Origin of the sequence: Streptomyces sp. NBC_00885 (genome assembly GCF_045207475.1) — a bacterium.
Taxonomy (GTDB): domain Bacteria; phylum Actinomycetota; class Actinomycetes; order Streptomycetales; family Streptomycetaceae; genus Streptomyces.
In genome coordinates, this window is record NZ_CP108796.1 from 934,254 (window position 1) to 960,307 (window position 26,054).

19 protein-coding genes are annotated in these 26,054 nt (G+C 71.1%); 8 read left to right on the plus strand and 11 right to left on the minus strand.

From position 1 onward, the window contains the following. Together OHA61_RS04305 and OHA61_RS04310 are read left to right on the plus strand one after the other, a co-directional pair. Positions 1-2,181, plus strand: a complete 2,181-nt coding sequence (locus OHA61_RS04305) for an ATP-binding protein (protein WP_406301771.1) — start codon at positions 1-3, stop codon at positions 2,179-2,181. Next, the gene (locus OHA61_RS04310) at positions 2,178-5,417 is read left to right on the plus strand and encodes a DNA/RNA non-specific endonuclease (protein ID WP_406301772.1); all 3,240 of its coding nucleotides are present in this window, start codon (positions 2,178-2,180) and stop codon (positions 5,415-5,417) included. The genes OHA61_RS04305 and OHA61_RS04310 overlap by 4 nt, the downstream gene beginning before the upstream one ends. Positions 5,418-5,419: 2 nt before the next feature. On the opposite strand, the gene OHA61_RS04315 is transcribed toward OHA61_RS04310, so the two are convergent. Together OHA61_RS04315 and OHA61_RS04320 are read right to left on the minus strand one after the other, a co-directional pair. Continuing rightward, positions 5,420-8,176 carry a LuxR C-terminal-related transcriptional regulator gene (locus OHA61_RS04315; protein ID WP_406301773.1) on the minus strand — a complete coding sequence of 919 codons (2,757 nt, stop codon included), beginning with the start codon at positions 8,174-8,176 and terminating at the stop codon, positions 5,420-5,422. 263 nt (positions 8,177-8,439) lie between these two features. Continuing rightward, positions 8,440-9,405, minus strand: coding sequence for a pirin family protein (locus OHA61_RS04320; protein WP_406301774.1), 966 nt, complete (start codon positions 9,403-9,405; stop codon positions 8,440-8,442). A gap of 130 nt (positions 9,406-9,535) precedes the next feature. Here OHA61_RS04320 and OHA61_RS04325 point away from each other — a divergent pair, with 130 nt between their 5' ends. Beyond that, positions 9,536-9,883: a tetratricopeptide repeat protein gene (locus tag OHA61_RS04325; protein ID WP_406301775.1), complete on the plus strand. Its 348-nt coding sequence runs from the start codon at positions 9,536-9,538 to the stop codon at positions 9,881-9,883. Positions 9,884-9,893: 10 nt separating this feature from the next. On the opposite strand, the gene OHA61_RS04330 is transcribed toward OHA61_RS04325, so the two are convergent. Then, positions 9,894-10,826, minus strand: a complete 933-nt coding sequence (locus tag OHA61_RS04330; protein WP_406301776.1) for an AEC family transporter — start codon at positions 10,824-10,826, stop codon at positions 9,894-9,896. An 85-nt stretch (positions 10,827-10,911) separates the two neighbouring features. On the opposite strand from OHA61_RS04330, the gene OHA61_RS04335 reads away from it, so the two are divergent. Then, on the plus strand, positions 10,912-11,994 hold the full coding sequence (locus OHA61_RS04335; RefSeq protein WP_406307235.1) for an IS630 family transposase: 1,083 nt from the start codon (positions 10,912-10,914) through the stop codon (positions 11,992-11,994). A gap of 248 nt (positions 11,995-12,242) precedes the next feature. Here OHA61_RS04335 and OHA61_RS04340 read toward each other — a convergent pair whose 3' ends face one another. From OHA61_RS04340 to OHA61_RS04355, 4 genes are read right to left on the minus strand one after another with little or no spacing between them, the layout of a single operon-like run. Beyond that, positions 12,243-13,454 carry a type III PLP-dependent enzyme gene (locus OHA61_RS04340; RefSeq protein ID WP_406301777.1) on the minus strand — a complete coding sequence of 404 codons (1,212 nt, stop codon included), beginning with the start codon at positions 13,452-13,454 and terminating at the stop codon, positions 12,243-12,245. Then, the gene (locus OHA61_RS04345) at positions 13,451-15,196 is read right to left on the minus strand and encodes an IucA/IucC family protein (protein ID WP_406307272.1); all 1,746 of its coding nucleotides are present in this window, start codon (positions 15,194-15,196) and stop codon (positions 13,451-13,453) included. Before OHA61_RS04345 ends, OHA61_RS04340 begins: the two co-directional genes overlap by 4 nt. 57 nt (positions 15,197-15,253) lie before the next feature. Then, positions 15,254-17,020: an IucA/IucC family protein gene (locus OHA61_RS04350; RefSeq protein ID WP_406301778.1), complete on the minus strand. Its 1,767-nt coding sequence runs from the start codon at positions 17,018-17,020 to the stop codon at positions 15,254-15,256. Then, positions 17,017-18,210, minus strand: coding sequence for an acetyl-CoA carboxylase biotin carboxylase subunit family protein (locus OHA61_RS04355; RefSeq protein WP_406301779.1), 1,194 nt, complete (start codon positions 18,208-18,210; stop codon positions 17,017-17,019). The genes OHA61_RS04350 and OHA61_RS04355 overlap by 4 nt, the downstream gene beginning before the upstream one ends. 229 nt (positions 18,211-18,439) lie before the next feature. Between OHA61_RS04355 and OHA61_RS04360 the strand changes: the two genes are divergently transcribed. After that, the gene (locus OHA61_RS04360) at positions 18,440-19,324 is read left to right on the plus strand and encodes a (2Fe-2S)-binding protein (protein ID WP_406301780.1); all 885 of its coding nucleotides are present in this window, start codon (positions 18,440-18,442) and stop codon (positions 19,322-19,324) included. Here the strand turns inward: OHA61_RS04360 and OHA61_RS04365 are convergent. From OHA61_RS04365 to OHA61_RS04375, 3 genes are all read right to left on the minus strand, one after another. Next, on the minus strand, positions 19,308-19,658 hold the full coding sequence (locus OHA61_RS04365; protein WP_406301781.1) for a VOC family protein: 351 nt from the start codon (positions 19,656-19,658) through the stop codon (positions 19,308-19,310). The genes OHA61_RS04360 and OHA61_RS04365 overlap by 17 nt on opposite strands. Before the next feature lie 260 nt (positions 19,659-19,918). Then, positions 19,919-21,085 (minus strand): glycoside hydrolase family 64 protein, encoded by a 1,167-nt coding sequence (locus OHA61_RS04370; protein ID WP_406307273.1) that lies wholly within the window; start codon positions 21,083-21,085, stop codon positions 19,919-19,921. Positions 21,086-21,240: 155 nt separating this feature from the next. Further along, on the minus strand, positions 21,241-22,242 hold the full coding sequence (locus tag OHA61_RS04375) for a helix-turn-helix transcriptional regulator (protein ID WP_406301782.1): 1,002 nt from the start codon (positions 22,240-22,242) through the stop codon (positions 21,241-21,243). Between the two features lie 109 nt (positions 22,243-22,351). Between OHA61_RS04375 and OHA61_RS04380 the strand changes: the two genes are divergently transcribed. Next, the gene (locus OHA61_RS04380) at positions 22,352-23,191 is read left to right on the plus strand and encodes an SDR family oxidoreductase (protein WP_406301783.1); all 840 of its coding nucleotides are present in this window, start codon (positions 22,352-22,354) and stop codon (positions 23,189-23,191) included. Between the two features lie 125 nt (positions 23,192-23,316). Continuing rightward, positions 23,317-24,033, plus strand: a complete 717-nt coding sequence (locus OHA61_RS04385) for a flavodoxin family protein (protein WP_406301784.1) — start codon at positions 23,317-23,319, stop codon at positions 24,031-24,033. Positions 24,034-24,060: 27 nt separating this feature from the next. On the opposite strand, the gene OHA61_RS04390 is transcribed toward OHA61_RS04385, so the two are convergent. Further along, positions 24,061-25,491 (minus strand): dihydrolipoyl dehydrogenase family protein, encoded by a 1,431-nt coding sequence (locus OHA61_RS04390; protein WP_406301785.1) that lies wholly within the window; start codon positions 25,489-25,491, stop codon positions 24,061-24,063. A 117-nt stretch (positions 25,492-25,608) separates the two neighbouring features. Between OHA61_RS04390 and trxA the strand changes: the two genes are divergently transcribed. Continuing rightward, the gene (gene trxA / locus OHA61_RS04395) at positions 25,609-26,004 is read left to right on the plus strand and encodes a thioredoxin (protein ID WP_266484006.1); all 396 of its coding nucleotides are present in this window, start codon (positions 25,609-25,611) and stop codon (positions 26,002-26,004) included. Positions 26,005-26,054: the final 50 nt, after the last annotated feature.

A 26,054-nucleotide genomic window follows, 5' to 3' on the forward strand; every position in this document is an offset into this window, starting at 1 on the left:
ATGCCGACCCGATCAGGCGCCGCCGCGGCTCACTTGACCCTTCGCTACGGAGGGGTCCACCGCGCGCTGCGGGCGGCCGCGGCCCGCCGCGCGAAACGCTCCGGCCTGCTCGCCGGGGCCGAGCTGTCCCCCTATTGCGTCACCGACGAGCAGGCCGGACTGCTCCTCGACTCCACCGATCCCGCCGTGGTGCACCCGGGGCCCCGGAGCGGTGGGCCGCCCGCCGCGCAGACCCACGCCGAGCGCGAACTCCGCTTCCAGGCGGCCGCAGAGGGCATTTCGCTGCCGCTCGACGAGCTGGCGTCCGCAGCAGACCTTGACCCTTTCGAATGCGACGCGCTGCTGCTGTGCCTGGCGCCGGCGCTGGCCGCCGAGCACGCCCTGCTGTTCGGCTATCTCCTCGACGACCTCGACCAGCGCCGTCCCACCGCCGAGTTGCTCCTCACGGTTCTGGCGCCCTCCCCCGCCGAGCGGTACGACCGCCTGCCGGCGCTGGGACCGTACGGGCGGCTGCGCCGCTTCGGTCTGCTGATCCAGGACGGCGACCCGGACGCGTACGGCGGACCGGAACCCTCCGGCGCCGATCTGCTGCGCCCGCTGCACATCCGCGCCGAACTGCCCGCCTTCCTCCTGCACGGCCTCGGGGACCCCGCGCTCCTCGCGTACGACCCCGGCCGGGTACCCGCACCGCGCCCCGCGCTGCTGGACGGGCCGACCCGCGGCCGCACCGCACGGCTGGCCGCCCATCTGCAGGCGCACCCGGCCGGGATCGCCGCCCTCTGGGGGCTCCCGGACGGCAGCCAACTCGATGCGGCACACGCCGTGGCGGAGCAGGCGGGGCTCGCACTGCGCGGCGCTCCTGGCCTGGAGCTGTGCCGGACCCCCGCCGAGGTACGGGCCGCCACAGGCCGGTCTCTGGCCGCGGCGGCCGCGCTCGGTACCGCGTTGTGGCTGCCCGTCGACCGCTTCCACGACCCCGACGCCCGATGGGCCACGGCAGCGGCCGCCGACGTACTGACACGGACCGGCGTCCCGGTCGTCCTCACCGGGCAGACCCCGTGGCGCCCCCTCGATCTGCTCTCCTCGGGCCGCTACGCGGAAGAATCCACGGACGAACCCGGCTACGGGGAACGTCGCACCCTTTGGAGCACCGCCACCGCCGGCGCAGACCCCGAACCCCGCGCCCTTGACGACCTCGCCGCCCGCTTCCGGCTGACGCCCGCCCAACTGCGGTCAGCCGTCCGGCTCGCCGAGTCCGGCGGCATGCTTCTGGATACGGCGGTGCGCCGCGTCCTGGCCGCAAATCCGGGCCGCCTCGCCGATGTCCGCACTCCCTCCCGCGACCCTTCGGACCTCGTACTCCCTGCCGAACAGGCACAGCAGATCGGCGAACTCGCCGCCGCGTTCCGGGCTTGGCCCAAGGTCTCCCAGGAGTGGGGTTTCGGCGGGCAGCACGGCGGCCCCGGCCTCAAGGCCCTGTTCACGGGCGAGCCCGGCACCGGCAAGAGCCTCGCCGCCGAGGTGATCGCCGCCACGCTCGGCGTCGACCTGATCAGGGTCGATCTCGCGCAGACCGTCTCCAAGTGGGTCGGCGAGACCGAGAAGAACCTCGATGAGGCCTTCAGCCACGCGGAAGCGGCGGGCGCACTGCTGCTCTTCGACGAGGCCGACGCCGTCTTCGGCAAGCGCGGCGCGGTGAGCCGCGGCACCGACCGATACGCCAATCTCGAGGTCGGCTATCTGCTGCAACGCCTGGAGCGCAGCCCCGCGTTGGTCGTTCTCACCACCAACCTCCAGGGAAATCTGGACGAGGCCTTCACCCGCCGCTTCCAGTTCGTGGTGCACTTCACGCGGCCCGGCGACCGGGAGCGGTACCGGCTGTGGCGGATGGCGTTCCCGCACAGCGCCCCGCTGGACCCGCAGTTGACGCTGGAGGGGCTGGCGCGGCTCGATCTCACCGGTGCGGGCATCATGGCCGCCGCCCGCGGCGCCGCGCTACTGGCGGCGGAGAGCGGAAGCGCGGTCATCGGCCGGGAGCATCTCGCCGAGGCGATCGCGCGCCAGTTCCGCCAGGAGTCGCGGCTACCACGGTCCGGCGAGCTGGAGTTGGCGCTCGGCCCGGTGCCCGTACGGGACTCCGCCGCGTCAGCGGCGGCAGCAGCCTCCTGCGTGCTGCCATGAGCGCCCCCGCGCGGACCCCCACCACGCCACCGCCCGCCGTGACCCAGCCGGGCGCCAGGCCGGGGCCGCCTTCACCCGGCAAGCTCAAGGCGGTACGGAAACGACCGGCCCAGGCGGCAGCCGCTCCGGCGAAGGAGCGCGGAACCACCACCGCCACACCCACCAAGCGCCCGGGCCGTGCCAGGCCCGCCGTCGGCAACGCCGCCACCGCCGCGCTCGCCGCCCGGGGCGCGCAGGCGCCGGCCGGCCGCGACCAGGGCAAGACCCCAGGGCGGCCCGTCGTCGGCAAGAAGGCCGCCGCGCCGGGGCTGCGCCGGATCGCCGCCCAGGTCACCGCGGGCAAGCGGATCCTCACCCGGCACCCCGCGCCCGCCGCCGAGGCTGCGGCCGCGCAGCGCGCGGCCGCAGCCCCACCCGGAGAGCGTGCCGCGTTCGCCGGGCAGGACCAGGCGGCGGCGATCGCCTCGGCACAGGCGAAGCCCTTCGGCCGGGCCGAGTTCATCGCGAAGTTCGAGAAACGCATCAAGGAACAGCAGCCAGCCACCGCGGACGAGGCCAAGGCACTTGCGGACCCGGCCCGCCCGGACACCCTCACACCCCAGCTTTCCGGCGAGGTGCACGCCGCCGCGGATGCCTCATCGGGTGAGGTGCGAGCGACCGCGGAGACCCCGCCGGACCCGGCGCGAGTACCCGAGCGTCCCGCCGTACCCCTGTCGCCCGACCGCCCGCCGCCCGTCCCTGCCCCGCCCCGTGCGGCGGACGCCGTACCGGCGCCGGTGCCTGCCGCCGCGGTGGACCTGTCCGCGCATGCGAGCGGGACGACGGCGGAAATGGACAAGGCGGGGCTCACCGACGAGACCCTGCAGCGCGCCAACGAGCCCGCGTTCACGGCCGCCCTGCAGTCCAAGAAGGCCGCGGAGAAGGACTCCGCCGCTGCGCCGGGCTCCTTCCGGGCCAAGGAGGCGGAGCAGCGGGCCGCAGCCGAGCAGCGCGCGGCCGGCGCGGGCAAGGCGGCGATGGCCGCCATGGCCGGTGTACGTGCCACTACCGGCAAGTCGGTGGCGGGCGGCAAACAGGCCGCCCAGGCACGTACCGAAGCGCGCCGTGCAGAGATCACGGCACAGCTCACCGGGATCTACGAGGAGACCAAACGCAATGTCGAGGCCGCGCTGGCGGGCCTGGACGACACGGTCCGCACGCTCTTCGACGACAGGGCCGGGCAGGCCCGGAAGCGTTTCCTCGCCGCGTGCGAGAAGAGCTGGTGGGACTTCTTCTCCGGCGAGCCCGACTATGCGAAGCACTCGGCCGCCTACACCGCCGAGATCCGGGGCGTGGTCGACGAGGTCGCCACCGTCGTGGAGAAGCGCGTCAACGACGCGCGGCAGAAGGCCGCGGACGGCCGGCGCCGGATGGCCGATTTCGTCGCGGGCCTCGAGCCGGCGATGCGGGGGTTCGGGGAGCAGTCGGCTGCCGGATTCGCGGCGAAGTTCGACGAGTTGGAAGCCTCCATCGACGAGAAGGCCGACGCGGTCGTCGACCAGCTCGCCGAGTCCTACGCGCAGGCGCAGGAGGCGACGAACGCGGCGCTGGCCGAGGTGAAGGAGTCCAACAAGGGTCTGTGGGAGCGGGCCCGCGACGCCGTGGTCGGCGCGATCAAGATCCTCATCGATCTGAAGAACCTGCTGGTCGGTGTGGTGAAACGGGCGGCGGGCGTGGCCGAACGGATCATCAAGGACCCGATCGGCTTCCTCAGTAACCTGGGCGCCTCGGTCAAAGCCGGGCTGACGCAGTTCCTGTCGAACATCGTCAAGCACCTCAAGGCGGCCCTGCAGGAGTGGCTGTTCGGCAATCTGGCCGCGGCCGGGGTGGAGCTGCCCGAGCAGTGGGATCTGCGCGGCATCGTCAAGATGGTGCTGTCGCTCTTCGGGATCAGCTGGGCCTTCATCCGCTCCGAACTCCTCAAGCACATGCCCGAGTCGGTGCTGAACACGGTGATCGGTGCCATCAAGATCATCGGGGTGATCCGGGACAAGGGCGTCGGAGGCCTGTGGGAGGAGATCAAGGAGAAGATCGGGGACCTCAAGCAGCAGGCCTTCGAGATGATCAAGGGCTTTGTCGTCGAGACCGTCCTCAAGGCGGGCATCACCTGGCTGCTGTCCCTGATCACTCCGGCCGGCGCCCTGGTCAAGGCGGTCATGGCCGTCTACGACTTCGTCACCTTCCTGGTGGAAAAAGCCCGCGCGCTGGCCGAATTCGTCAACAGCATCCTCGACACGCTCGAGGAGATCTGCAACGGCGTGTCCCAGAAGGTGGCCACGAAGATCGAGGACTCCCTGGCGCGGACGCTCCCGCTCGCCATCGACCTGCTCGCCCGGGTGCTCAAGCTCGGCGCGATCCCGGCGAAGATCAAGAGCGTGCTGGAGAAGGTCGGTGCGCCCGTCCGGGGCTTCATCTCCAAGATGATCGCCAAGGCGGCCGCGTACGGCAAGAAGCTGCTGGCCGGCGGGAAGAAGGCCCTCGGCAAACTCGTCGGCAAGGCCGACCGGCGTACGGCGGTGGAGAAGGAGCGCGACGTCAAGGCCGCCGTCCGGCTCGGCGTCAAGACGGTCAACAAGCTGAAGGGAACCCGCCTCAGCAGGAGCATCCTCAAGGCCGCACTCCTCGCCATCCGGATTCGGTATCGGCTCAACTCCCTCGAGCCGGTCGACAACGACGGCGTGTGGAGCGTGCGGGGAACTCTCAATCCGACGGCCACGGAACAGACCGATGTGTCATCTCTCCCGCCACCTGGCACGCCCCGCTACGGAAGCCTGGACGGGCATGGACGCGCCACCGGGGTGGAAGCAACACTCACCGCGGCTTCGATCGGCGGCAGGACCAACCCCAAGGTCAACCCCGTCGACTGGGACACCGAAGCCAACAAGAAGGGCAAGGTGATCTTCCACCGATCGCACTTGCTCGGCGCCCAGCTCGGCGGTTCCAACAGCGAGAGGGGAAATTTCGTCACCCTGCACGCGCGCGCGAACACGCCCAAGATGCGCGACATTGAAAACAAGGTGAGGAAAGCAGTGAAGGAGCCGGGACAACAGGTGAATTACATCGTCACGGCCTTGTACGAGAATCCCGTCCCATCTGTGCCCAACCCCAACAAGAAAGACCTGCGGCCCACGAAGGTGCTCATCAAAGCCACAGGAAAGAATTACAACGTCAGCGAACCCGTGGACAACGTGCCTTAGGCTCACGCCCCGCCCACCGTGTCATACGTCCGCGCCAGTTCACTGCGCGACCGCACCCCTAACTTCCGGTACACATTCCCGAGATGAAACTCCACCGTCTTCGGGCTGAGGAAAAGCGCCGCAGCCGCCTCCTTGTTGGTGGCGCCGCCCGCCACCAGCGCGGCGATGCGGCTCTCCTGCTCGGTGAGCTGTCCGCACGCCGTTCGCCCGGCACGCCCGCCCGCCGCACGCAGTTCGCTGCGGACCGCCTCCTCCCACGGGACTGCGCCGAGCGCGCCGAAGACAGACAACGCCTCCTCCATGGCGTCGCGCGCCTGTGGGATGCGTCCCGTACGGCGCAGCCACTGCCCGTGGCAGAACACGGTCCGCGCCCGCTCGAAGACGACGGCACCACGCGCATGCCATTCCAGGGCCTCGTGGAAGGCCGCCTCGACGGCACCGGGCGTGCCGTGACCGTCGGCCTCCAGCAGCAAGGCGCGGCATCGGGCGCTCACGGCAAGCGCCCAGGAGGGGCCCGAGCGCCGCATTTCGGCGTCGAAGCGGGCGTGTTCGCGCACCGCTTCCCCGATCCGCCCGCTGCGTATGTAGGCCTCGATCAGGTTCGCCGCCCACGGGGTCACCGACGGGTTCTCGATTCCCGCGCTCCGCGCCAGGGCGCCCGCCCGCTCGTAACCGGCCACCGCCTCCTCATACTTGCCCGCACCGAGTGCCAACAGGCCCTCGGACACTGCGACCTGGCCCATGACGAGTTCGAGGCCGTGCGCCCGCGCCACTCCGGCAGCACGGGCCAGCACTGCTCCGCACTCCGTGACACGGCCCTGCGCTGCCTCGAGCCACCCCAGCGCGACCAGCCCCTGGGCCAGCGAAGCGGTCTCCATCCGCCGCGACGCGCACTCGACCGCTTCCGTCGCGTCTGAGCGGGCGCCGTGCCAGTCTCCGGTCCACAGCCGGATCCAGGCCCGGCAGCCGAGCGCGGCCGCCCGCCGCACCTCGTACGCCCTTCGCTCGGTGCCGGGCTGCTCCCCCAGGACACGGGCCAGGAGCACGCAGGCCGCCTCGTACTCCTCCAGCCAGCCCAGCACTTCCGCCCGCCCCACCAGAGTCCCTGCCGACTCGCCCGCCATCTGCGCCAACAGCAGTTCGCCGGCCTGCGCACGTTCCCCCCGCAGAGCCAAGACCTGCGCGAGATGGACCGCCGCGGCCTCGGCCAGATCCCCGCCGGACGGCCGGGTGATCCGGTACGCCTGCCACGCGCTGCCCAGTGCGGCACGGCTGTCCGCCGCGCGGACTGCGGAACCGCAAGCCTCCAGCAGCAGTTCAGCCGCCCGCGAGGGCTCGCCCGCCAGCCGCCCGGCCGCATCGCGCAGTACCCGGTGGACGATCCGCGGATGCCCGGTCGCGCCGCGCTGCCGTGCCTGAAGGACGCCCAGTTCCCGGCGCAGATCCGGCTCACGCGCAAGCTCCATCGCCTTGGCCAGCAGCACCGGTACGTGCTCCGCAGCTCCGGCCCGCTGCCGGCAGCCCGCTGCCAGTCCCAGCAGCCGGGCCGCGTCGTCGTCATCGTCGGCGAAACCCGCGGCGCACTCGTACAGTTCCGCGCATGCGTCCGGGTCCGCCTCCGCGGCGGCGCTCGCCGCCGCCTCAATGGCCTGTGCCACGGCCGGGCTCGGGCCGATGTGCGCGGCGGCCAGGTGGCGTGCCGCGGCCGTGCCGTGCAGGACCTGCGTGAGCGCCCGGTGGACGGCGCGCCGCCGCGATGTACAGGCGTCGTGGTACGCGACCATGCGCAGCCGCCGCTCGGCGAAGACCAGCCGCCCCCGGCGCAGTTCGAGGATGCCTTGTTCTTCGGCGGGCACCAGCGCGTCGGGCTCATGGCCGAGCAGCGCCAGTGCACGCTGGACGTCGCCGCTGCGGCCGTCGCCGGCCGCGGCGGGCACGAGCAGGGCGGTGCGGGCGGTGTCAGGGAGCCGCGCCAGCGTCGGCAGATGGGCGTCGCGCAGCCGCTCACCGGGGGTGAGCGGGTCGTCGAGCGGCAGGATTCCCGCGCACTGGCCCGGCGTGAGGGCGAGCGGCAGTTCGGTGAGTGCGAGCGGATTGCCCTCCGCGACGGCGAGCAGCCGCTCGGCGACGTAACGCCGGAGCGGATGCGGGGCGGACTGCTCGAGCAGGGTCCGCGCATCGGCCGGGTCCAGCGGTCCCAGCCTCAGTTCCGGTACGCCGGTGACGGCCGGGCGGATTGCGGACGTGGCGGCGGAGCAGCGGTGTTCCGCGGTAAGGAGCATGGCGATCGGCTCGCCCGCGATGCGCCGGGCGACGAAGAGCAGCACCTTCATGGACGGGGCGTCCAGCAGATGCGCATCGTCGATCGCGAGCAGCAGAGGACGCCGGGCGGCCGCGGCGCCGAGAAGACCCAGGGCTGCGGCGCCGACCGCCAGAGGGGTGTCCCCGGGCCGGTGGTGCCCGGTGGCCAGGAGGTGGCCGAGCAGATCGCGCTGGGGGGCAGGGAGCTGCGGCACAGCGCAGCGGTGCGCCTGGACGACCTGGTGCAGCCCCGCGTAGGGCAGTCCTGATTCGGCGGCAGTGCCGGCGAAGTACACCGATCGGAAGGTGGCGTCGAAGGTGAGGATCCTGCGGAGCAGGGTGGTCCGCCCCACCCCCGGCTCTCCTGTGATGAACAGCGCACCGCCACGCCCTGATGCCGTGTCACGGAGCAACCGGGCCACGGCTGATGTTTCGACGGTCCTCCCGAGCACATGCACATTGCGCGCGGCGCTTCGGGAATCAGACGCGACGCCCCGCGTCTCCGGTTGCCGCTTCCCCCCTACGGCAGTCTGGCACGCGACGGTTCACCAGAACCGGGAAATTCCAGACATTCACCCGATCTTGCGACGCCTGCCCGACGGCGGACGGGGACCGCCCGCGCCGATCCGACCAGCCGGGTCACCAAGACTCTGACGAGTCCTGGCCACAGGCGCCAAGACCCGCACCTCTCAGCAACCCGAGCCAACGCCCATGACCCGGATCAGCGCACCCGTCCCCGCGGCTTCAGGGCCACCGCCGGGAGTTCGGGAGCGGCCAGCGGACCACCGTCGTAGCCCTTCACCTCGCCGAAGCGGGAGCCGGTCATCCAGTCCGCGCGGGCCTGTTCGATCTCCTCGTGCGAACGGCCCACGAAATTCCACCACATGACGATCTCCTCCTCGAAGGGCTCGCCGCCGAGGAGCATCAGACCGGCATCGGATTCGGCACGCAGCGGGAGTTCGGTGCGGCCGCAGCCGAGGTAGAGCATCGAGCCGGGCAGTACGGGCACGCCGTCGACATGGGCCTCGCCCGACATGGCGAGTACGGCGTACTCGAAGTCGGGCACCAGCGGCAGGTTCAGTTCCGCGCCGCGCGTGAGCGCCAGGTCGGCGCCGACGAGCGGGGTGTACGTGGTGCCGGGCGAGGCGGCGCCCGCCAGTTCGCCGAGGATGACCGTGGCGCTCAGGCCGGGCGAGGTGACGGTCGGCAGGTCGGTGTGGTGCTGGAAGTGCGGCTCGACGTTCCGCTGCTCGTCGGGCAGCGCGACCCAGAGCTGGGCTCCGTGCAGGAAGCGGGCGTGCGGCTTGGGGCTCTCCTCGGAGTGGCTGATCGCGCGGCCCGAGGTCATCAGGCCGAGTTCGCGCGGCCGGATGGTGGCGAGGCTGCCGGTGCTGTCGCGGTGCAGCACCTCCCCGTCGTGGAGCCAGCTGACGGTCTGGAGGCCCATGTGCGGGTGGGGCGGGACCTGCATGCCGGGCTCGTCGGCGATGTCGTCGGGCCCGTAGTGGTCGACGAAGGCCCAGGCGCCGACCATCCGGCGGCCCAGGTTGGGCAGGAGCCGGCGGACCACGGTGGACTCGCCGAGCTGGACCCGGCGGGGGCTGAGGAGTTCACGGACGGGCTCGGCGACGACAAAGCCACGACCGCCGCAGACGGAGAGGGCGGCCTGACGATCGAGATTGCTCATGGGGCTCAACCTATTCCTGTTCGGGCGCGAGCCGTCAGTCCCCACGCCCACCTGATAGTGGAATATTCAACCATCTCTCTCTGTTCAGCTCCATGCAAGCAGCAGACCGGGACTCCGAGGAGGAGAGCACGTGAACGAGACGTACTACGAGTTCGGCACCCCCGCCGAGCGGTGGGACCGGGCGCAGCTGTTCTTCGACGCCAAGGAGTACGTCACGGCCGCCCGCATTCTCGGCGGGCTGGTCACCGAGGCGCCGGAGCAGATCGCGCCGCGGCTGCTGCTCGCCCGCGCCTACTACCACTCGGCGCGGCTGCGCCTGGCCGAGGCCGAGCTGCGCGCCGTCCTGGAGCTCAGCCCCGTGGAGTACTACGCGCGCCTCATGCTCGGCCGCACGCTGGAGCGCCAGGGGCGGCCCGCGGACGCCGCGCCGCATCTGCGGATGGCGGCGGCGATGTCCGGAGAAGCCTCGCCGGTCTGACCGGCAGGGGTCAGGCCAGCAGCCAGGTGATGAGCGAGAGGGAGCCCATCGACAGCAGCGTGGACAGCAGGACAGTGTCCCTGGCCAGATCCGTGTTCAGCCGGTATTCGGAGGCGAAGATGAAGGCGTTCTGCGCCGTCGGCAGGCCGGCGCAGAGCACTACGGCGAACAGTTCGTGCCCGCCGAGACCGAAGCCCCAGCGTGCGAGCGCGTAGGCGAGCAGCGGCTGGACGGCGATCTTGAGGGCCACCAGCACCCGGCGCTCCGCGCGGCCCGCGGAGTCGGGACGCTCGGCCCGCGCGTTCAGCGACATTCCGAGGGCGAAGAGCGCCGCGGGCACGGCCGCACCGCCGAGCATCTGGACCGGAGCGGTCAGCTCGGCGGGCAGCCGCCAGCCCGCGGCCGCGACGCTGACCCCTGCGGCGGACGCCGCGATGATGGGGTTGCGCAGCGGAAGCTTCAGGATCCGGCCCCATCGGGCGCGCGCTTCGCGCCGTACGTCCAGATCTATGAGAACCAGGATCAGGGGCGTGATGAACAGCGTCTGGAACAGCGCGGCCGCGATCACGAACGAGGCGTCGTCGAGGACATGGACGGCGATGGGAATGCCCAGATTGGCGGAGTTGACGTATGCCCCGGCCATGGCGCCTATCGCCCGGTCGGCCCGACGGCGGCGGAAGACCCACCGCCCCAGCAGCAGTCCCACCGCGAACACGATGACGAGGCTGGCCGCGAACACCGCCACGCCGGGACTGGCCAGCTTCGACACCCGTGACCTGGACAGCGTGAGGAACAGCAGCGCGGGCATGGCGAAGGCGAACCGCCCCAGCACGCTCTGCGCCTGAGTGCCGAGCACATTGAACCTGCCCGCCGCCCAACCGACGGCGGTGATGGCCCAGATGGGCAGAAAGCCGGAGAGCACGGTCACCCGGCCAGCATGCATGACCGCGATCATCGCGCCTCGGCCGCCCCCTAGTCTTCTGAGTCAGGAATTCTGTTCAGATGTGTAGGCTTGCTCTATGGCGGGGATGGGGCGGCCGAAGGCCGAGTTGATGCTGTCGGATGAGGAACGGGCCGCGCTGGAGGGGTGGGTGCGGCGTCGTTCCACGCCGCAGGCGTGGGCACTGCGGTGTCGGATCATTCTGGCCTGCGCCGCGGGTGCCTCGAACAAGGACGTGGCGGCCCAACTCGGTTCCACGCCTCATGCGGTGGGGCGGTGGCGTGCCCGGTTCGTGCAGTACCGGATCGCCGGTCTGGGTGACATGCCACGTCCGGGTGGTCCCAGGACGGTGACCGACGAGCAGGTGGCCGCGGTGGTCACCAAGACGCTGGAATCCACTCCGAAGAACGCGACGCACTGGTCGACACGGGCCATGGCGAAAGAGATGGGCCTTTCGCAGTCGTCGGTGTCCCGGATCTGGCGGGCCTTCGGCCTGCAGCCGCACCGGTCGGAGACCTTCAAGCTGTCGACCGATCCGTACTTCGTCGACAAGGTCCACGATGTCGTCGGTCTCTACCTGGACCCGCCCGAACGGGCTCTGGTGTTCTGCGTGGACGAGAAGTCGCAGATCCAGGCCCTGGACCGGTCCCAGCCCGTGCTGCCGATGATGCCCGGGGTTCCCGAGCGGGCCACCCACGACTACGTCCGCGCCGGTACCACCACACTCTTTGCCGCTCTCGAGGTCGCCACCGGCAAGGTAATCGGCTCCCTGCACCGCCGGCACCGGGCCGAGGAGTTCAGGAAGTTCCTGACCAAGCTCGACAAAGAGGTGCCAGCCGGCCTGGACGTCCACCTCGTCTGCGACAACTACGCCACCCACAAGACGCCCGCCATCAAGAAATGGCTGCTGGCCCACCCCCGCTTCCACCTGCACTTCACACCCACAGGATCGTCCTGGCTGAACCTCGTCGAGCGGTGGTTCGCCGAACTCACCAACAAGCAGATACGGCGAGGCGTCCACAAGTCCGTCCCGGCCCTGGAGAAGGACATCCGCAACTGGATCGCCGCCTGGAACACCGACCCGAAGCCCTACGTCTGGACGAAGACCGCAGACGAGATCCTCGAACGCCTCGCCTCATATCTGAACAGAATTCCCGACTCAGAAGACTAGGCCGTGTTTTAGAACTCCCTCCCCCAGAGCTTCGCATGGGAGGTACCCCCAGCCCGCGACGCCTGGCACGCACACTCGCTGCGTTGTCGGAGTCATCCAAGTACGTCCAGTACGAGGATGATCCTCCGCCTTGCGATTGCACGCACCAGACGCCGCGAGCCCCGCCCTATGGGCGGACGGCGCTAGTTCTAAAACACGGCCTAGGCGCTATCTCCCCGCCCCGAGGCAGCGGAAGTTGGGCCGGATTTTCACCGTCGGGTGGCCAGGAAGTGGAAGCCCGGACGGGGGTGCATCAGGAAGTCGTGGTGGGAGATGTTCCACGCGTACGCCCCGGCCAGCGCGAACACCACACGGTCCCCCGCCCGCAGACCCGCCGCCGGGACTTGGCGAGCCAGGACGTCCTTCGGTGTGCACAGCTGGCCTGCCAGGGTGACCAGCTGCTGCCGGGCCACTGGCCGCGGCCACGAGTGCGGCCAGTCCTCGACCGGAAGGACGACGCAGGGCTGGTCGTGGCCCTTGGTCGCCGGGGTACGCAGATGGTGCGTGCCGCCGCGTACGACGGCGAACTCCTCGCCGTGGCTGGGCTTGACGTCCAGGACCTCGGTGGCGTACCAGCCGCAGTACGCGGTCAGCGAGCGGCCCGGCTCGATGCGCAGTGTCAGACCGGGGTGAGCGGCGGTGATGCGGGCGAGGCCGGCGCCGAAGGCGGGCCAGTCGAAGCGCGCTTCGGGGGCGGCGTAGTCGACGGTCATGCCGCCGCCGACGTTCACCTCGGGCAGCTCGATGGTGTGGCGGGCGGCGAGGCTCGCGGCCCAGGTCACGATGGACTCGGCGGCGGCGAGCTGGCGAGGGGCGTCGAGTCCGCTGGCCAGGTGGGCGTGGATGCCGAGGAGTTGAAGGTGCGGGTAGGTGCCGTCGGTCAGGAGGCGGACGGCGGCGTCCGCCTGGGTGGGGTCGAGGCCGAACGGCGTCGGACGGCCGCCCATGGACAGGGCACTGGCCTCCAGCGATGCGTCGGCCAGCGGAAGGTTGAAGCGCAGCAGCACGCCGACGGGCTCGGCGCAGGCCCGCAGCAGGGCCAGATCCGCCAGCATCCTGAGCTCGTGGAGACTCTCGACATGGAAGCGCTCCACGCCGAGGTCCAGCGCCGCGGTGATCTCGGCGGGCGTCTTGCCGGGGCCGCCGAAGGCCAGCGGACGCTCCGGGACGATCTTTGCGACATGGGCGAGTTCGCCGCCCGACGAGACCTCGTAGCCGTCCACGTACGGCGCGAGCGCGGACAGGATCTCCGGTTCCGGGTTGGCCTTGGCGGCGTAGTACAGCTCGACGCGGTCGGGCAGCACCGAGCGGACGGACGCGGCGTGCCTGCGCAGCGCGCCGAGGTCGTACAGATAGGCGGGCAGGGACTGGGCCGGGAGCGACAGGGCACGCTCGCGCACCGGCGGTGTGAGGACGGTCATCGGGCGCTCCAGACATCATCGGTGCTGCTCGCCCCGGAGAGCACGTCCCGGGGAAGCGCTGCGTCGCTGAAGGGGGATGGCAGGCGCACATAGCCCGCGTCACGGTCGGCCGTACGCTCCCAGCGGGTGAGGAGGTTGGCCTTGGCCGGCAGCGGCGCTCCGGCGAGCAGGGCGGCGAGCCGGGGCGGGCAGTCGTGCTTCTCGGCGTACTCCTCGAGCGCCCGCCGGACCAGGGACCACAGCGCCGCCTCGATCTCCGGATGAAGATCGGCGAGCGCGGCGAGCATGTCGGACACATGGTTCACGACGAGGCAGTAGACGACCCGGTCCCAGCCGCGTTCGGCGTCGTACGTCAGCGGACCCGCGACCTCCGGCGGCAGCCCGGCCAGGCCCTCGGCGTGATGCCCGGCGACGAGCTTGGTGCCTTCCAGGTCCCGGAACAGGACGCGGGAGGGTCTGCCGTCGGCGTCGACGCAGACGATGACGTTCTGGAGGTGCGGTTCGAGGACCAGGCCGTGGTCGAAGTAGGCGGCGAGGACGGGCGGGACGAGCAGCGCGAGGTACGTCCGCCACCAGCTCAGGGCGCTTGCGGGGTCCGAGCCGGCCAGCAGCCGGGAGATGTGGGCGGGGCCCGTGGGGTACTCGTCGGCGACGGCCGCGGCGAGGAGAGGGGTGGTGCCGGGCCGCAGATGGCCGGCGAGGCCCTCGCGGACGATGACGCCGAAGCCTTCGAGAAGTGCGAGATCGGGCCGCCCGTCCGGGCCGGGGAGTGCGAGGCTGCGATAGGCGGGTTCGCGGAGGATGCCGCTGCCGGGGAAGCGGGCGGCCAGGTCGGCGAGGACCGGTCCGAGCAGGCTGGTGAGGGCGACCGCGCCGGCCAGTTCGTAGCTGGCGTTCTTGCGCACGCAGTTGGTGATGCGCACATTGAGGCTGAACTTCAGGAAGGTGTCGCCGTCGTAGAGCGTGCGGACGGACGCGGTCGCGGCGAACAGGGTCCTGCCGGTGCCAAGGTCGAGTACGTCTCCCCGGGCCAGGGCCGCCCGCAACGACGGGTGTTCGTGGAGCAGTTCGTACTGCCAGGGGTGCGCGGGCAGCAGCCGGTAGCCCGCGGGGACCGTGTGCAGCCTCTCCAGCGGGTCGGTCGCGCCGGGCTCGGCCCGCTCCTGGACGACCAGTTCCTCCCGCACGGCGAGCAGCCGGAGCGGGAAGGCTGCCGCGGCCTCGGGGGCGTACGCGGACCAGAGGGCGGGATCTCCGCTGCGGGCCTTGGGCGTGGGGTGGAAGCGGTGGCCGAGGGGGAGGGACTGTTCGGATGCCAGATAGGCCGACAGCGGGCTCCCGTCCAGCCGCGGACGCGGTGCGGCCAGGGCGGCGCCGACTCCCTGGTGGCTCGCGTCGACCTGGGCCAGGAACTCGTCGTTGCGCGCGCCGGTACGCAGCGAGAGCTCGGCATGGGCGTACTCCGCGAGGCGGCGCCAGCCGAGCTCGAACCAGCCGCCGCCGGCCTGTTCGGCGACCGGGCCGCTGAAGCGGTGCGCCCCGATGAGGGACGTGCGGCGCAGGGCCACCCTGAGCAGCACCCCGAGCCGTGGCAGACGCAGCAGCAGATGGCCGTCGATGACGGCGGTCTCGTGCTCGGGACCGGAGACCTCGCGGAGCAGACAGTTGAGGAGGGTGTGGGCCACGGCCTCGTCCGCGGTGGGAAGCCCGGCCGGGACCGCGGAACGGCCGGGAGCCGGCACCAGGGGCTCCGGCGGATACGGCGGGCGGCAGGCGGGTTGTGTGCCGGGCACCGGCGCTCACACCTCCCGCGACAGGTAGTTGGGACCGGTGGTGTAGTGCTTGTTGATGTCGGACGCGCCCGAGCGCTCCTTGCTGAGCAGGGTGCCCGCGGTCACCATCGCTTTGACGGGGAGGCGCGCGGCGTCCAGGACGTGTTCACGCAGGACGGCGCCAGGCTGCCCGGGACCGGTCCCGAGCCGCTCCACGGCTTCGGTGAGACGGTCCCGTACGAGACTCAGCAGCCGGTGGAGCGGGGCGCGGCCGTGGCGGGCGAGACCGAAGGCGTACGCACCCGCGCAGAGGTGGACCGTGATGGTGGTGAACAGATCGACGACCGGAGCGTCGGTGTCACCGAGGATCCGGGCATCGTCGAACTCGCAGGCGTCGGGCGCCTGCGCGCCGAGGGCCGAACGCATCCGGACAGCATTGATGCGCGGTCCGTCGTTGTCCTTGAGCAGCAGTCTGATCCGGGTGCGGTTCGCATGCGTGTCCAGCACCAGCGAGATGTTCTGCTGATGGGACTCCAGGGCGATCCCGTACCCGAAGAGCGTCGTCTGCCAGTCGAAGAGCAGGGCGAGTACGGCGTCGAGGAGGGCGAGGGGATCGCCGCCGTGGAAGCGGTCGGCGAGGTGGTCGATCAGCAGCCGCCCGCCGGGGGCTTCGCTCAGCAGGGCGGCCATCGGGACGACGACGGCGTCGTCCAGACCGGCCGGATACCGGCGGAGCAGTACGGCGAGAAGTTCGTGCCCGGCGTGGGCGAAGCTCGTCTCGTCGGTGTGCAGGACGCTGTCCCGGAAGCGGGGCTCGCGGGCGATCACGGTCTCGAGCAGACGCTGGACCGCGGCGCCGTCGACGAGTGTGCCCGGCTTGATCGTGCGCCGGTTGCGCAGGCCCAACGTGGCGGTGGGCAGGGGCAGTTTCAGATGGATGCGCGGATACGGGGCGAGTGCCACGGTCCGCATCGACAAGGTCGGCACGACCTCCATGTGGGAACGGCCGGACAGTACCGCCCGGCTGTCGAGCCCGGAGCTGCGCAGTGCGTCGCGCAGCGGTTCGCCCACGGTGAGCGGATGCACGGGCAGGGCGACGTGGCTGTCGTCGAGCTCCGGCAGGCCGAGTGCCGACACAGTGGGCCAGGCCGGGTCCGGTGGACCGGCCGTGCCCCGCATCGTGACCGTGTCCCTCGGCAGCGCGAGCCAGCGCAGCCGGAACCGGGGATGGAACTCCGGTGCGTACGCACGTAGTTGGTCCGTGGTGAGTCCGAGGCGGCCGCGCGCGGTGGGGTAGACGGGGTGGTCGAGGCGGGCGGCGAGCGTGTCGTGCGCGAGCCCGCCCGCAAGTCCGGTCCACCGCGCGGGATCGGGGCCGTACCGGGCGGCGAGCGTCGCTGCGACCTCGTCGTGCGTGGCGGCGTGCAGCCGAAGAGTGGCGAGCGTCTGACGGCATTCCTCGGCGAGGGCGTCGAAGCCGCCGCGGTCCTGCGGGTCCGCGAGCGCGCTGAGCGCGGCCAGGATGTCGTCGGCGGTTGTCAGTTCCCTGCGGTCGGACTCCCGGCGCAGCAGCGGCAGACGGGCGCCCCTCTCGTACTGGAACCCGTCCTCGCGTACGGGCAGCTCGAGCGCGTCGCCGTCCGCGCCATCCAGACGCAGCCAGGTCCCGTCCGGGTGCTCCGTCGCGGTGGAGCGGGTGCGCAGACCGGCGACGTCCTCGCGCAGGAGCGCGCTGAGCAGGCGGAGGACGAGGTCCGTCTCGGCCGGAGCGGCGGCTGTGGTAGTGGCGGTCACGGCGTGATCTCCCAGCGCTGGGCGGCGAGGAAGTCGGTGACCGCCCCGTCCACGCTCTCCTGGTCGGTGCCGATGGCCCGGACGACGCCCAAGAGGTCGCGGTTGGTGCGGTACACCTCGTGCCGCTCACCGGTCCGCCGCAGCGGCCGGTAGGTCAACTCGACGTCGTCGATGGTCAGTTCGGTCGGCTCAGGCGCGGCTGTCAGGGTTCCGGCACGCTCGGCGCACGGATAGTCGAGCCGGGCCGCGCCGCCGGTCCGGGCCCCCAGGTCCGTCGGCAGGGGCTCGCCCAGATGCGTACGCAGGATGTGCTCGAAGAGCGGGATGCCGAGCAGCCGGGCGAGGAGAAGATCGCACTGGTCCCCGATCGCGCGGTAGTTGACCTCGATGATGCGCGCGCGTCCTTCGTGCACGACGAACTCGGTGTGGCAGGCGCCGAATCCGACACCGAGGGCGTCCAGTTGGGCCAGGACCTGCTCGACCACGGGCTCCGGGTGGGTTGGAGCGTAGGTCAGGCGTTCCTCGACGAAGTACGGGGGCGGGGACAGCTCGGTGCGGAAACCGCCGAGCACATGAAGAACACGGCCGTCCCCGAGCGTCTCCAGGGTGTGCAGCTCGCCGGGCAGATACTCCTCGACGACCAGGGCGGCTCCCGGCCGGCGCGCCCGTATCTCCTTGCAGCGCAGAGCAAGGTCCGCGGGCCCCTCGACGAGGACGACGTCCTCGCTGGCGACTCCCTCGCGCGGTTTGACGACGCACGGATACGGCATGCCGAGACCGGCCAGCGCGGATGCGGGGTCCTGTCCGGCGGCGATTTCCACCGAGCGGACTGTGTCCATGCCGGTGGCGGAGAGGTGGCGGCGCATCTGGGCCTTGTCCTTGGTGCGCAGCGCGGTCTGCCAGCTCTTGGCGGGGAGGCCGAAATAGTCGGCGGCCAGGGCGGTCTGGGTCTGCAGATGGTCGCTGTTGGTGAAGACGGCGTCCGGCACGCGGTGGGTGGAAACGCGGGTGATGACCGCCCGGAAGTCGCGTACGTCGCAGGCGAGGATCTCGATGTCCGGGCAGACGGCGCGGTGTGCATCGGGCTGGTCGGTGAGCAGGGTGATGTCGAGGCCGAGCCGGCGGGCTGCGGGGAGGAACCCTTCGGTGACCGAGTCGGTCGGGTTGAGGGCAAGCAGGTACAGCTGCATGAAGGGATCACTTCCGCGCGCGAGGTCGGACCGTCCGAGGCGACCCAAATTCTTCTGGGACACGAGCGGAAAGCCTAAGTTAGGTATACCTAACACTGTCAATTCGTCGCCGCGCGGCCCCGGTTCACGGAAAGGCACCTTCATATGGTTAAGGTGAGCCTTGCCTTACCGCTCGTGAGGCCTCTTGTGTGACCTCCCCTGTGTCCGCTCTCGGTATTGAGGAGTACCTGTGACCCTGGCCCCGGCACTCGCCCCGGCCGGACCCGGCGTGAGCTGCTCCGCGCTGCTCGCCGCGACGTACCAAGGGCTCGCCGGGCTCTGCGGGTCGTTGGACGTGGATGTCATGGCTCCCGGCTCGCCGGCCGCCCAGGGGTGGGCCGACGGCGCCGAACTGGCGGAGCGTCCGGAATTCCTCCAGGCGTTCCTCGACGCCGAGGCCCGGCGCATCCAGGAGGAGCACGCCCACACGGCCCGGCGGGACGTCGCCGCGTCCCGTGCGCTGCACGGCTACCTCTGGTCCGTCTGCCTGCTGATGAGCGGCCCCTGGTATCTGGAGCGGCGCGCGCCGCGGATCCGTCCGCGCGACGTCCGGATCAGCCTCACCACCGGAGCGTTCGGGATCGTCCCGGGCGGCTTCGCCTGTCTCCCCGACGATCCGGCGGCCGGCCTTCCCGGCGCCCGCGTAGTGGCTCACGAGGAAGCGCTGCGGGCCGAGTTGCGGGCCGCGGTCGCCGACCACGTACGGCCCCTGCTCGCCGCGGTCGGTCCGCAGATGCGGCGCGGGCCGCGGGCGCTGTGGGGCATGGTCGGCGACGACCTGGTCTCGGGCATCTGGTACCTCGGCCGCATGCTGGACCTGGAGGAGCACGCCGTGCGGGCGGCCGGTGAACTGCTTCCGGGGCCTGTTCCGCCCTTCCCGGGCGGCGCCGACTTCCGCCGGCTGACGGGCCGGGCAGGGCAGTCGTATCTCACGCGGACCCGGCTGGGCTGCTGCCTCTACTACTCGATCCGCCCCACCGAGGCCTGCGACACCTGCCCGCGGACCTGTGACACCGAGCGGCTGCGCCGGTTGGGGGGCGACGAACCTGGCAACACCGTCAGTGCAGGTGACTGACGACGTTGACGACCCGGCCGTTGGGGTCGCGCACGAAGAAGCGGCGTACGCCCCACTCCTCGTCCCGCAGCGAGTGCACGATCTCCGCGCCCCGCTCCAGCATCGCCGCGTACACGGCGTCCACGTCGTCCACCTCGATGCTCAGGTCGGCCGGGACCGGCGCGGTCGCGTCATGGGTGGCGAGGGTGACCTGGGCGGTGGGGTTGGACGGGGATGCGAGCGTCATGACCCAGCCGTGGTTCATGACCTCCTCAAGACCGATGAGGCCGTAGAAGTCCCGGCTCTCCTCCATGGCCTCGGTTCGGATGTCGGGCACGACCCGGCGTACGGACATCGGCGCTTCCTCTCTGCGAACGGACCGTCCACGGTACGTCTCCGGCGGCACGGAGGGTCCGTGAACGGTCCGTTCGGGGCGGGCTAGGCCGTGTTTTAGAACTCCCGCCTGGCCCGCGACGCCTGGCACGCACACTCGCTGCGTTGTCGGAGTCATCCAAGTACGTCCAGTACGAGGATGATCCTCCGCCTTGCGATTGCACGCACCAGACGCCGCGAGCCCCGCCCTACGGGCGGACGGCGCTAGTTCTAAAACACGGCCTAGCTGAACGGGTCCAGCGTGATGTACGCCTGCTGCGGGTTGCCGTCGTGGACCAGCGACTCATGGGCGCCGACGTCGTCGAAGGCGAAGGCGTACGCCTTGCCGTCCGCCATCTGCGCATGGATCTTGCGGGCGTAGTGATTGGTCACCACGTCCTGGTAGAAGTTCGCCGGACCGCTGTCGGGCTGGTTGGGGTTGGTGAGGAGGGTGGAGCGGTTGAATCCGGCGCACAGCGTGCGCGAGATCGGGCCGCGCACCAGGTCGTTCGGCGCGTCCAGCCGCTTGTAGCAGCCGAAGATGCTGTCGGAGTCGGGCTTCTGGAACGAGGTGACGACGGCTCCGGAACCGTTGGTGAAGTTCATGACGCCACCCGAGACCCTGCCGTAGTACTTGGTGCCCGGCTGGTTGGCGAAGGGCGTGACGGTCAGTGTCGAGGCGGAGTACTTGCTCCACACCCGGTTGACGTAGTCGTCCATGACACCCGCCGGCAGGGCGCCGGTCTCGATGCCGTGGCCGGGCGCGAGAGCGCGCAGGACGGTGCCGTCGGAGCGCCGCTGGATCAGGTTGCCCCAGCCGCCGGGCTGTCCCCTGAGGGCGTTGTAGAGGCCGTTGTATCCACCGGGCTTGAGATGTCCGGTGCTCTTGGTGGCTCCGCTCGCCGGTCGGACGCCGACGGCGTACGGGGCCGAGAACATGTCGACCTGGGTGCTGTTGATCCACAGACCGGCGTCATTGAGCGTGTACTCGGACCAGTTGAAGAGGATGTTCCGGTTCGGGTCGGACGGATTCTGCACCGCGGGCTGCACGAGGCCGCCTGTGGTCAGTTTGAAGACGAGCTTCTGCCCGTAGGAGAAGTAGATCCTCCCGGAGAATTTGGGTATGCGGATCGTCTTGGACTGGCCGCCCGCCGGTCCGGCGATGGAGGCGTCGGGGGCGGGCGTGGGCGGGTTGCCGCCGGCGGGCCAGGGGTGGAAGGTGCCGTTCGCGTCGGCCCAGCCCTGTTGGCCCGTGGTGAGCAGCGTCCCCAGGTTGTAGATGTAGATCTGGTCGCCGCGCCCGGAGTTGTTGGTGAACGTGAGGGGAATCGTCGCGGGGACCGCGGCCTCGGCGGGGGGTGTGGGTCCGGCTGCCGTGATCCCGGCGGCGAGCAGCACCGCGGTGACCAGTAACGCCAGGACGTTTCGTTTGGCGAGCACGCTCATCCTCCCAGTCGGGTGGAGCTGTGGGGGTCATTCTGAGAGCGCTCTCAGAGTCAGCTCCCGCAGCGGGAGCGTCAAGCACCTCGACAAAGCTCGGTGAACTCGCCCCGTCCCGGCCGCAGTTATCGGCCCGGGCGATCGGCGGCGTCACGCGGCTCGGGCACCGCGCCCCCGGTCGTCGGTGACCCGTAGGTGGAGGCGAGTTCCGCCGCCAGAAGCGCGAGCCGCCTGCGGGCCGCGGCCGGTTCGAGGATCTCCACGCGCGCTCCGAGCCCGGCCAACTGCGCCGCCAGGATCTCCGGTGACCGCCCGTCGACCGCGATCTCCATCCATCCGCCGCCGAGCGGCCGACCCACCGTCAGCCGCCCGCCGAACAGCCCCTGCAGGACCGGCTCGGCGCTCCGTTCGGCCCGCCCCCGCACGGTCGCCGCGAGCATGCGGTCCTCCATCCGCCCGGCGAGGGAACGCCAGGCGGTGGCCAGATCGAAACCGTCCGGCGGTACGACGGGATCGCCCGTCGCCTCGACGGAGGTGACCCGGCTGAGCCGGTAGGCCCGCAGGCCACGGTCCGTACCGGCGACGAGGTAGTCGACGCCCGCTTTGGACGCGATTCCGAGCGGATGCACGGTCCGCTCACCGTTCGGCCTGCCGGGAGCGGCGTATCCGAGCCGGATCTGCGTACCGTCCACGACCGCACGCCGAAGGGCATCGAGGTGGGGCGCGGCGGCCCCGAGCGCGGAGCGGGACCAGTCGGTGCCGTCGGTGACGCCCGCTCTCGACGCGGCCTCGGCGCCGGACCTCATCGTCGCCGGAAGGGCCCGGACCAGCTTGCGCAGCGCGGTCCGCAGCTCGGGCGTGGCCGACGAAGGTCCCGCCACCAGGAACAGCGCCCGGATCTCGCCCGCCGTCAGTCCGGTCAGATCGGTCCGGGCTCCCCCGACCAGCGACCAGCCGCCGCCCCGGCCCCGCTGCGAATAGACGGGAATTCCGGCGCTCGCCAGCGCCTCCAGGTCGCGTCGCGCCGTGCGCTCGGACACTTCGACTTCCGCTGCCACTTCAGCCACGGTCACGCGCCCGCGCGCCTGAAGGAACAACAGCGTCGCGACCAGACGATCAGCCCTCATGCCGATCAGTCTCTCCCGGAAACTGGCCAGAAGATGGCCAGTTTGGCGCCCAGGATGGCGTTGTGCACCGGCCGGCAGACGGGCCGGACAACCGGAATGGGAGCTGATCATGATCGTGGTAACAGGAGCAACCGGCAATGTCGGACGGCCACTTGTGCAGGCGCTCACCTCGGCGGGAGAGACGGTCACGGCGGTCTCACGGCGGCCTTCCGATACGCAGGCGCAGGCGGGAGTCAGGCATCGGCAGGCCGATCTGACCGAGCCCGAGAGCCTCAAGCCCTTGCTCGACGGCGCCGACGCGCTCTTCCTTCTGGTCGCCGGAGGCGGCGAGGGCGTCAGCGCGAGCGGCATCCTCGACGTGGCCGGGGCGGCCGGGGTCCGGCACGTCGTTCTGCTGTCCTCCCAGGGCGCCCGGACACGTCCGTTGTCCCCGTCCCACGCTCCCCTGCGGGCGTTCGAGGACGACCTGCGGCACTCGGGCCTGCAATGGACGGTCCTGCGGCCGAGCGGATTCGCGTCCAACGCGTTCCTGTGGGCCGAAAGCATCCGCGCGCGGCGAACGCTCGCCGCGCCGTTTCCCGGTGTCGGGCTGCCGGTCATCGACCCTGCCGACATCGGGGAGGCCGCCGCCGCGGTCCTGCGCGATGCGGGGCATGCCGGTCACACCTATGAGCTCACCGGGCCGTCGCCGGTCTCTCCGCGCGAGCAGGCCGAGGCGATCGGTCAAGCGCTCGGGACACGCGTACGGTTCGTCGAGCAGAGCCGTGACGAGGCGCGGGCGCAGCTGCTGCGGTTCATGCCCGAGCCGGTCGTGGACGGCACTCTCGCCATCCTGGGCGAGCCGCTCGCCGCCGAACAGCGGGTGAGCCCGGCCGTCGGGCAGATCCTCGGCCGGCCCGCCCGCACCTTCACGCAGTGGGCGCAGCGCAATGTCGCGGCGTTCAGGTGACCGGCCCGGTGTGACCTTGCCCGTTCGGGCCACCGATGTGGACCGCGGCGCCGGGCGGGGTCAGGCTGGTCGCGTACTCCCGCTCAGCACGCGCCCTGCTCGCGCCCGGCACCAGGAGACGGCCGATGACCTCGACGACGTACCGCGACGACGACCTGCGCGCCGTCTTCATCAACTGCACGCTCAAGCGGTCACCGGAGACCAGCAACACCGAGGGCCTGATCGACAAGAGCCGCGCCCTCATGGAGACGAGCGGCGTCGCGACCGAGGTGATCCGCGCGGTCGACCACGACATCGCGACCGGCGTCTGGCCGGACATGACCGAGCACGGCTGGGAGACGGACGCCTGGCCGCAGTTGTACGAGAGGGTCATCGCCGCCGACATCCTTGTCCTGTGCGGACCGATCTGGCTCGGCGACAACAGCTCCGTGATGAAACAGGTCATCGAGCGTCTCTACGCCTGCTCCAGCATCCTCAACGACCGTGGCCAGTACGCCTATTACGGCCGTGCCGGCGGCTGCCTCATCACCGGCAACGAGGACGGTGTCAAGCACTGCGCCATGAACGTGCTCTACAGCCTCCAGCACCTCGGCTACACGATCCCTCCGCAGGCCGACGCGGGCTGGATCGGCGAGGCCGGACCCGGGCCCTCGTATCTGGACCCGGGCTCGGGAGGACCCGAGAACGACTTCACCAACCGCAACACGGCGTTCATGACCTGGAACCTGATGCATCTCGGCGCGATGCTGAAGCGGGCCGGCGGCGTCCCGGCCCACGGAAACCAGCGCTCCGAATGGGATGCGGGCTGCCGCTTCGACTTCCCCAATCCCGACTACCGCTGAGGCGATCGAGGCCCTGAGTCACGGCACTCAGCCGCGGTACGCCTCCAGCAGGCGCAGCCACACCTCGCTGATCGTGGGGAACGCGGGCACCGCATGCCACAGCCGCTCGATCGGCACCTCGCCCGCGACCGCCACCGTCGCCGAATGCAGCAACTCGCCCACGCCCGGGCCCACGAAGGTGACCCCGAGCAGAATCTCGCGGTCCAGGTCGACGACCATCCGGGCGTGGCCGCGGTAGCCGTCGCCGTACAGGCCGGCGCCCGAGACCGACGCCAGGTCGTAGTCGACGGCCCGGACCCGGTGTCCCGCCTCCTGCGCCTCGGCGAGCGAGAGGCCGACGGCGGTGGCCTCCGGGTCCGTGAAGACGACCTGCGGGACGGCGGCGTGGTCGGCCGTGGCGGAGTGCGCGCCCCAGCGGTCGGTCTCCAGGAGCGGAACATGCTGTGCCCTGGCGGCGATGGCTGCGCCCGCGATCCGTGCCTGGTACTTGCCCTGGTGCGTGAGGAGCGCGCGGTGGTTCACATCGCCCACCGCGTACAGCCAGTCGCTGCCCTCGACCCGGCAGCTGTCGTCGACGGGAAGCCACGAGCCCGGCGCCAGGCCCACGGTCTCCAGGCCGATGCCGTCGGTGCGCGGGGAGCGGCCGGTGGCGAAGAGGACCTCGTCGGCCTCGGCCCGCCCGCCGTCGTCGAGGACGAGCGTGACGGGACCGGTGCCGCCCATGCGTTCCACGGCGGTGACGGATGTGTGCGTACGGACCTTGGCACCGGCCTCGGTCAACGCCTCGATGACATGCTCGCCGACGAAGGGTTCCATCCGGGGCAGCACTCCCCCGCCCCGCACGAGCAGGGTGACCTGCGAGCCGAGCGCCTGCCAGGCGGTGGCCATCTCCACGCCGACCACGCCGCCGCCGACGACGGCGAGCCGCCCGGGCACCCGGTGGGCGCTGGTTGCCTCGCGGCTCGTCCACGCCTTCGCACCGACCAGACCCGGAACGTCGGGCAGTACGGCGCGGCTGCCGGTGCACACGACCACGGCGTGCCGGGCGGTCAGCACATGGTGCTCACCCTCGGGACCGTCGACCAGGACCTTCTTGGGGCCGTGCAGTCTGCCCGTGCCGCGATAGATGCGGGCGCCGATCGAGTCCAGCCAGCGGACCTGGCCGTCGTCCTTCCAGTGGGAGACGTATTCGTCACGGTGTGCCAGCACGGCCTCGGCGTCGAGCGGCCCTTGCACCGAGTGGCGGAGGCCGGGGACTCGGCGGGCGTCGGCGCGGGCGAGCCCGGAGCGGAGCAGCGCCTTGCTCGGAATACACGCCCAGTACGAACACTCGCCCCCGATCAGCTCGCTCTCCACGACCGCGGTACTCAGGCCCGCCGCCCTGGTGCGGTCGACCACGTTCTCCCCGACAGGTCCTGCGCCCAGCACCACAACGTCGTACTCCACGGCTTCCGTCATAGGGACAGTCTGGTCCCGGGTGTGCGTCCTGGCCACATGGGCAGGGGCAGGAATAGCACGACCCCGGGCACCGTTGTCGGGGGCGAGTCCACGGACATCAGGAAGAGGTAGCACGTCATGAGCACTGTTGAGCTCACCAAGGAAAACTTCGATCAGGTTGTAACAGACAACGACTTCATCCTGATCGACTTCTGGGCTTCCTGGTGCGGTCCTTGCCGTCAGTTCGCCCCGGTCTACGAGGGTGCCGCCGAGCGCCACCCCGACCTGGTGTTCGCGAAGGTCGACACCGAGGCTCAGCAGGAACTCGCGGCCGCGTTCGAGATCCGCTCGATCCCGACGCTGATGATCGTCCGTGACAACGTCGCGGTGTTCGCCCAGCCCGGCGCGCTGCCCGAGGCCGCCCTGGAGGACGTGATCGGTCAGGCCCGCGCGCTGGACATGGACGAGGTCCGCAAGTCGATCGACGAGGCTCAGAGCGGCAGCGCGGGGGCGGAGACCGCTTCGGAAGCCTGACCGGCGCCGCGGTTCCTGGTCGTCCCGGTACGGGACGACCAGGAACCGGT

Coding starts and splice junctions, on each gene's coding strand:
- OHA61_RS04305 (WP_406301771.1), top strand. CDS start 1: ATGCCGACCCGATCAGGCGCCGCCGCGGCTCACTTGACCCTTCGCTAC.
- OHA61_RS04310 (WP_406301772.1), top strand. CDS start 2,178: ATGAGCGCCCCCGCGCGGACCCCCACCACGCCACCGCCCGCCGTGACC.
- OHA61_RS04320 (WP_406301774.1), bottom strand. CDS start 9,405: ATGAGCAATCTCGATCGTCAGGCCGCCCTCTCCGTCTGCGGCGGTCGT.
- OHA61_RS04330 (WP_406301776.1), bottom strand. CDS start 10,826: ATGCATGCTGGCCGGGTGACCGTGCTCTCCGGCTTTCTGCCCATCTGG.
- OHA61_RS04335 (WP_406307235.1), top strand. CDS start 10,912: ATGGGGCGGCCGAAGGCCGAGTTGATGCTGTCGGATGAGGAACGGGCC.
- OHA61_RS04340 (WP_406301777.1), bottom strand. CDS start 13,454: ATGACCGTCCTCACACCGCCGGTGCGCGAGCGTGCCCTGTCGCTCCCG.
- OHA61_RS04355 (WP_406301779.1), bottom strand. CDS start 18,210: ATGCAGCTGTACCTGCTTGCCCTCAACCCGACCGACTCGGTCACCGAA.
- OHA61_RS04365 (WP_406301781.1), bottom strand. CDS start 19,658: ATGTCCGTACGCCGGGTCGTGCCCGACATCCGAACCGAGGCCATGGAG.
- OHA61_RS04375 (WP_406301782.1), bottom strand. CDS start 22,242: ATGAGGGCTGATCGTCTGGTCGCGACGCTGTTGTTCCTTCAGGCGCGC.
- OHA61_RS04380 (WP_406301783.1), top strand. CDS start 22,352: ATGATCGTGGTAACAGGAGCAACCGGCAATGTCGGACGGCCACTTGTG.
- OHA61_RS04385 (WP_406301784.1), top strand. CDS start 23,317: ATGACCTCGACGACGTACCGCGACGACGACCTGCGCGCCGTCTTCATC.
- OHA61_RS04390 (WP_406301785.1), bottom strand. CDS start 25,491: ATGACGGAAGCCGTGGAGTACGACGTTGTGGTGCTGGGCGCAGGACCT.
- trxA (WP_266484006.1), top strand. CDS start 25,609: ATGAGCACTGTTGAGCTCACCAAGGAAAACTTCGATCAGGTTGTAACA.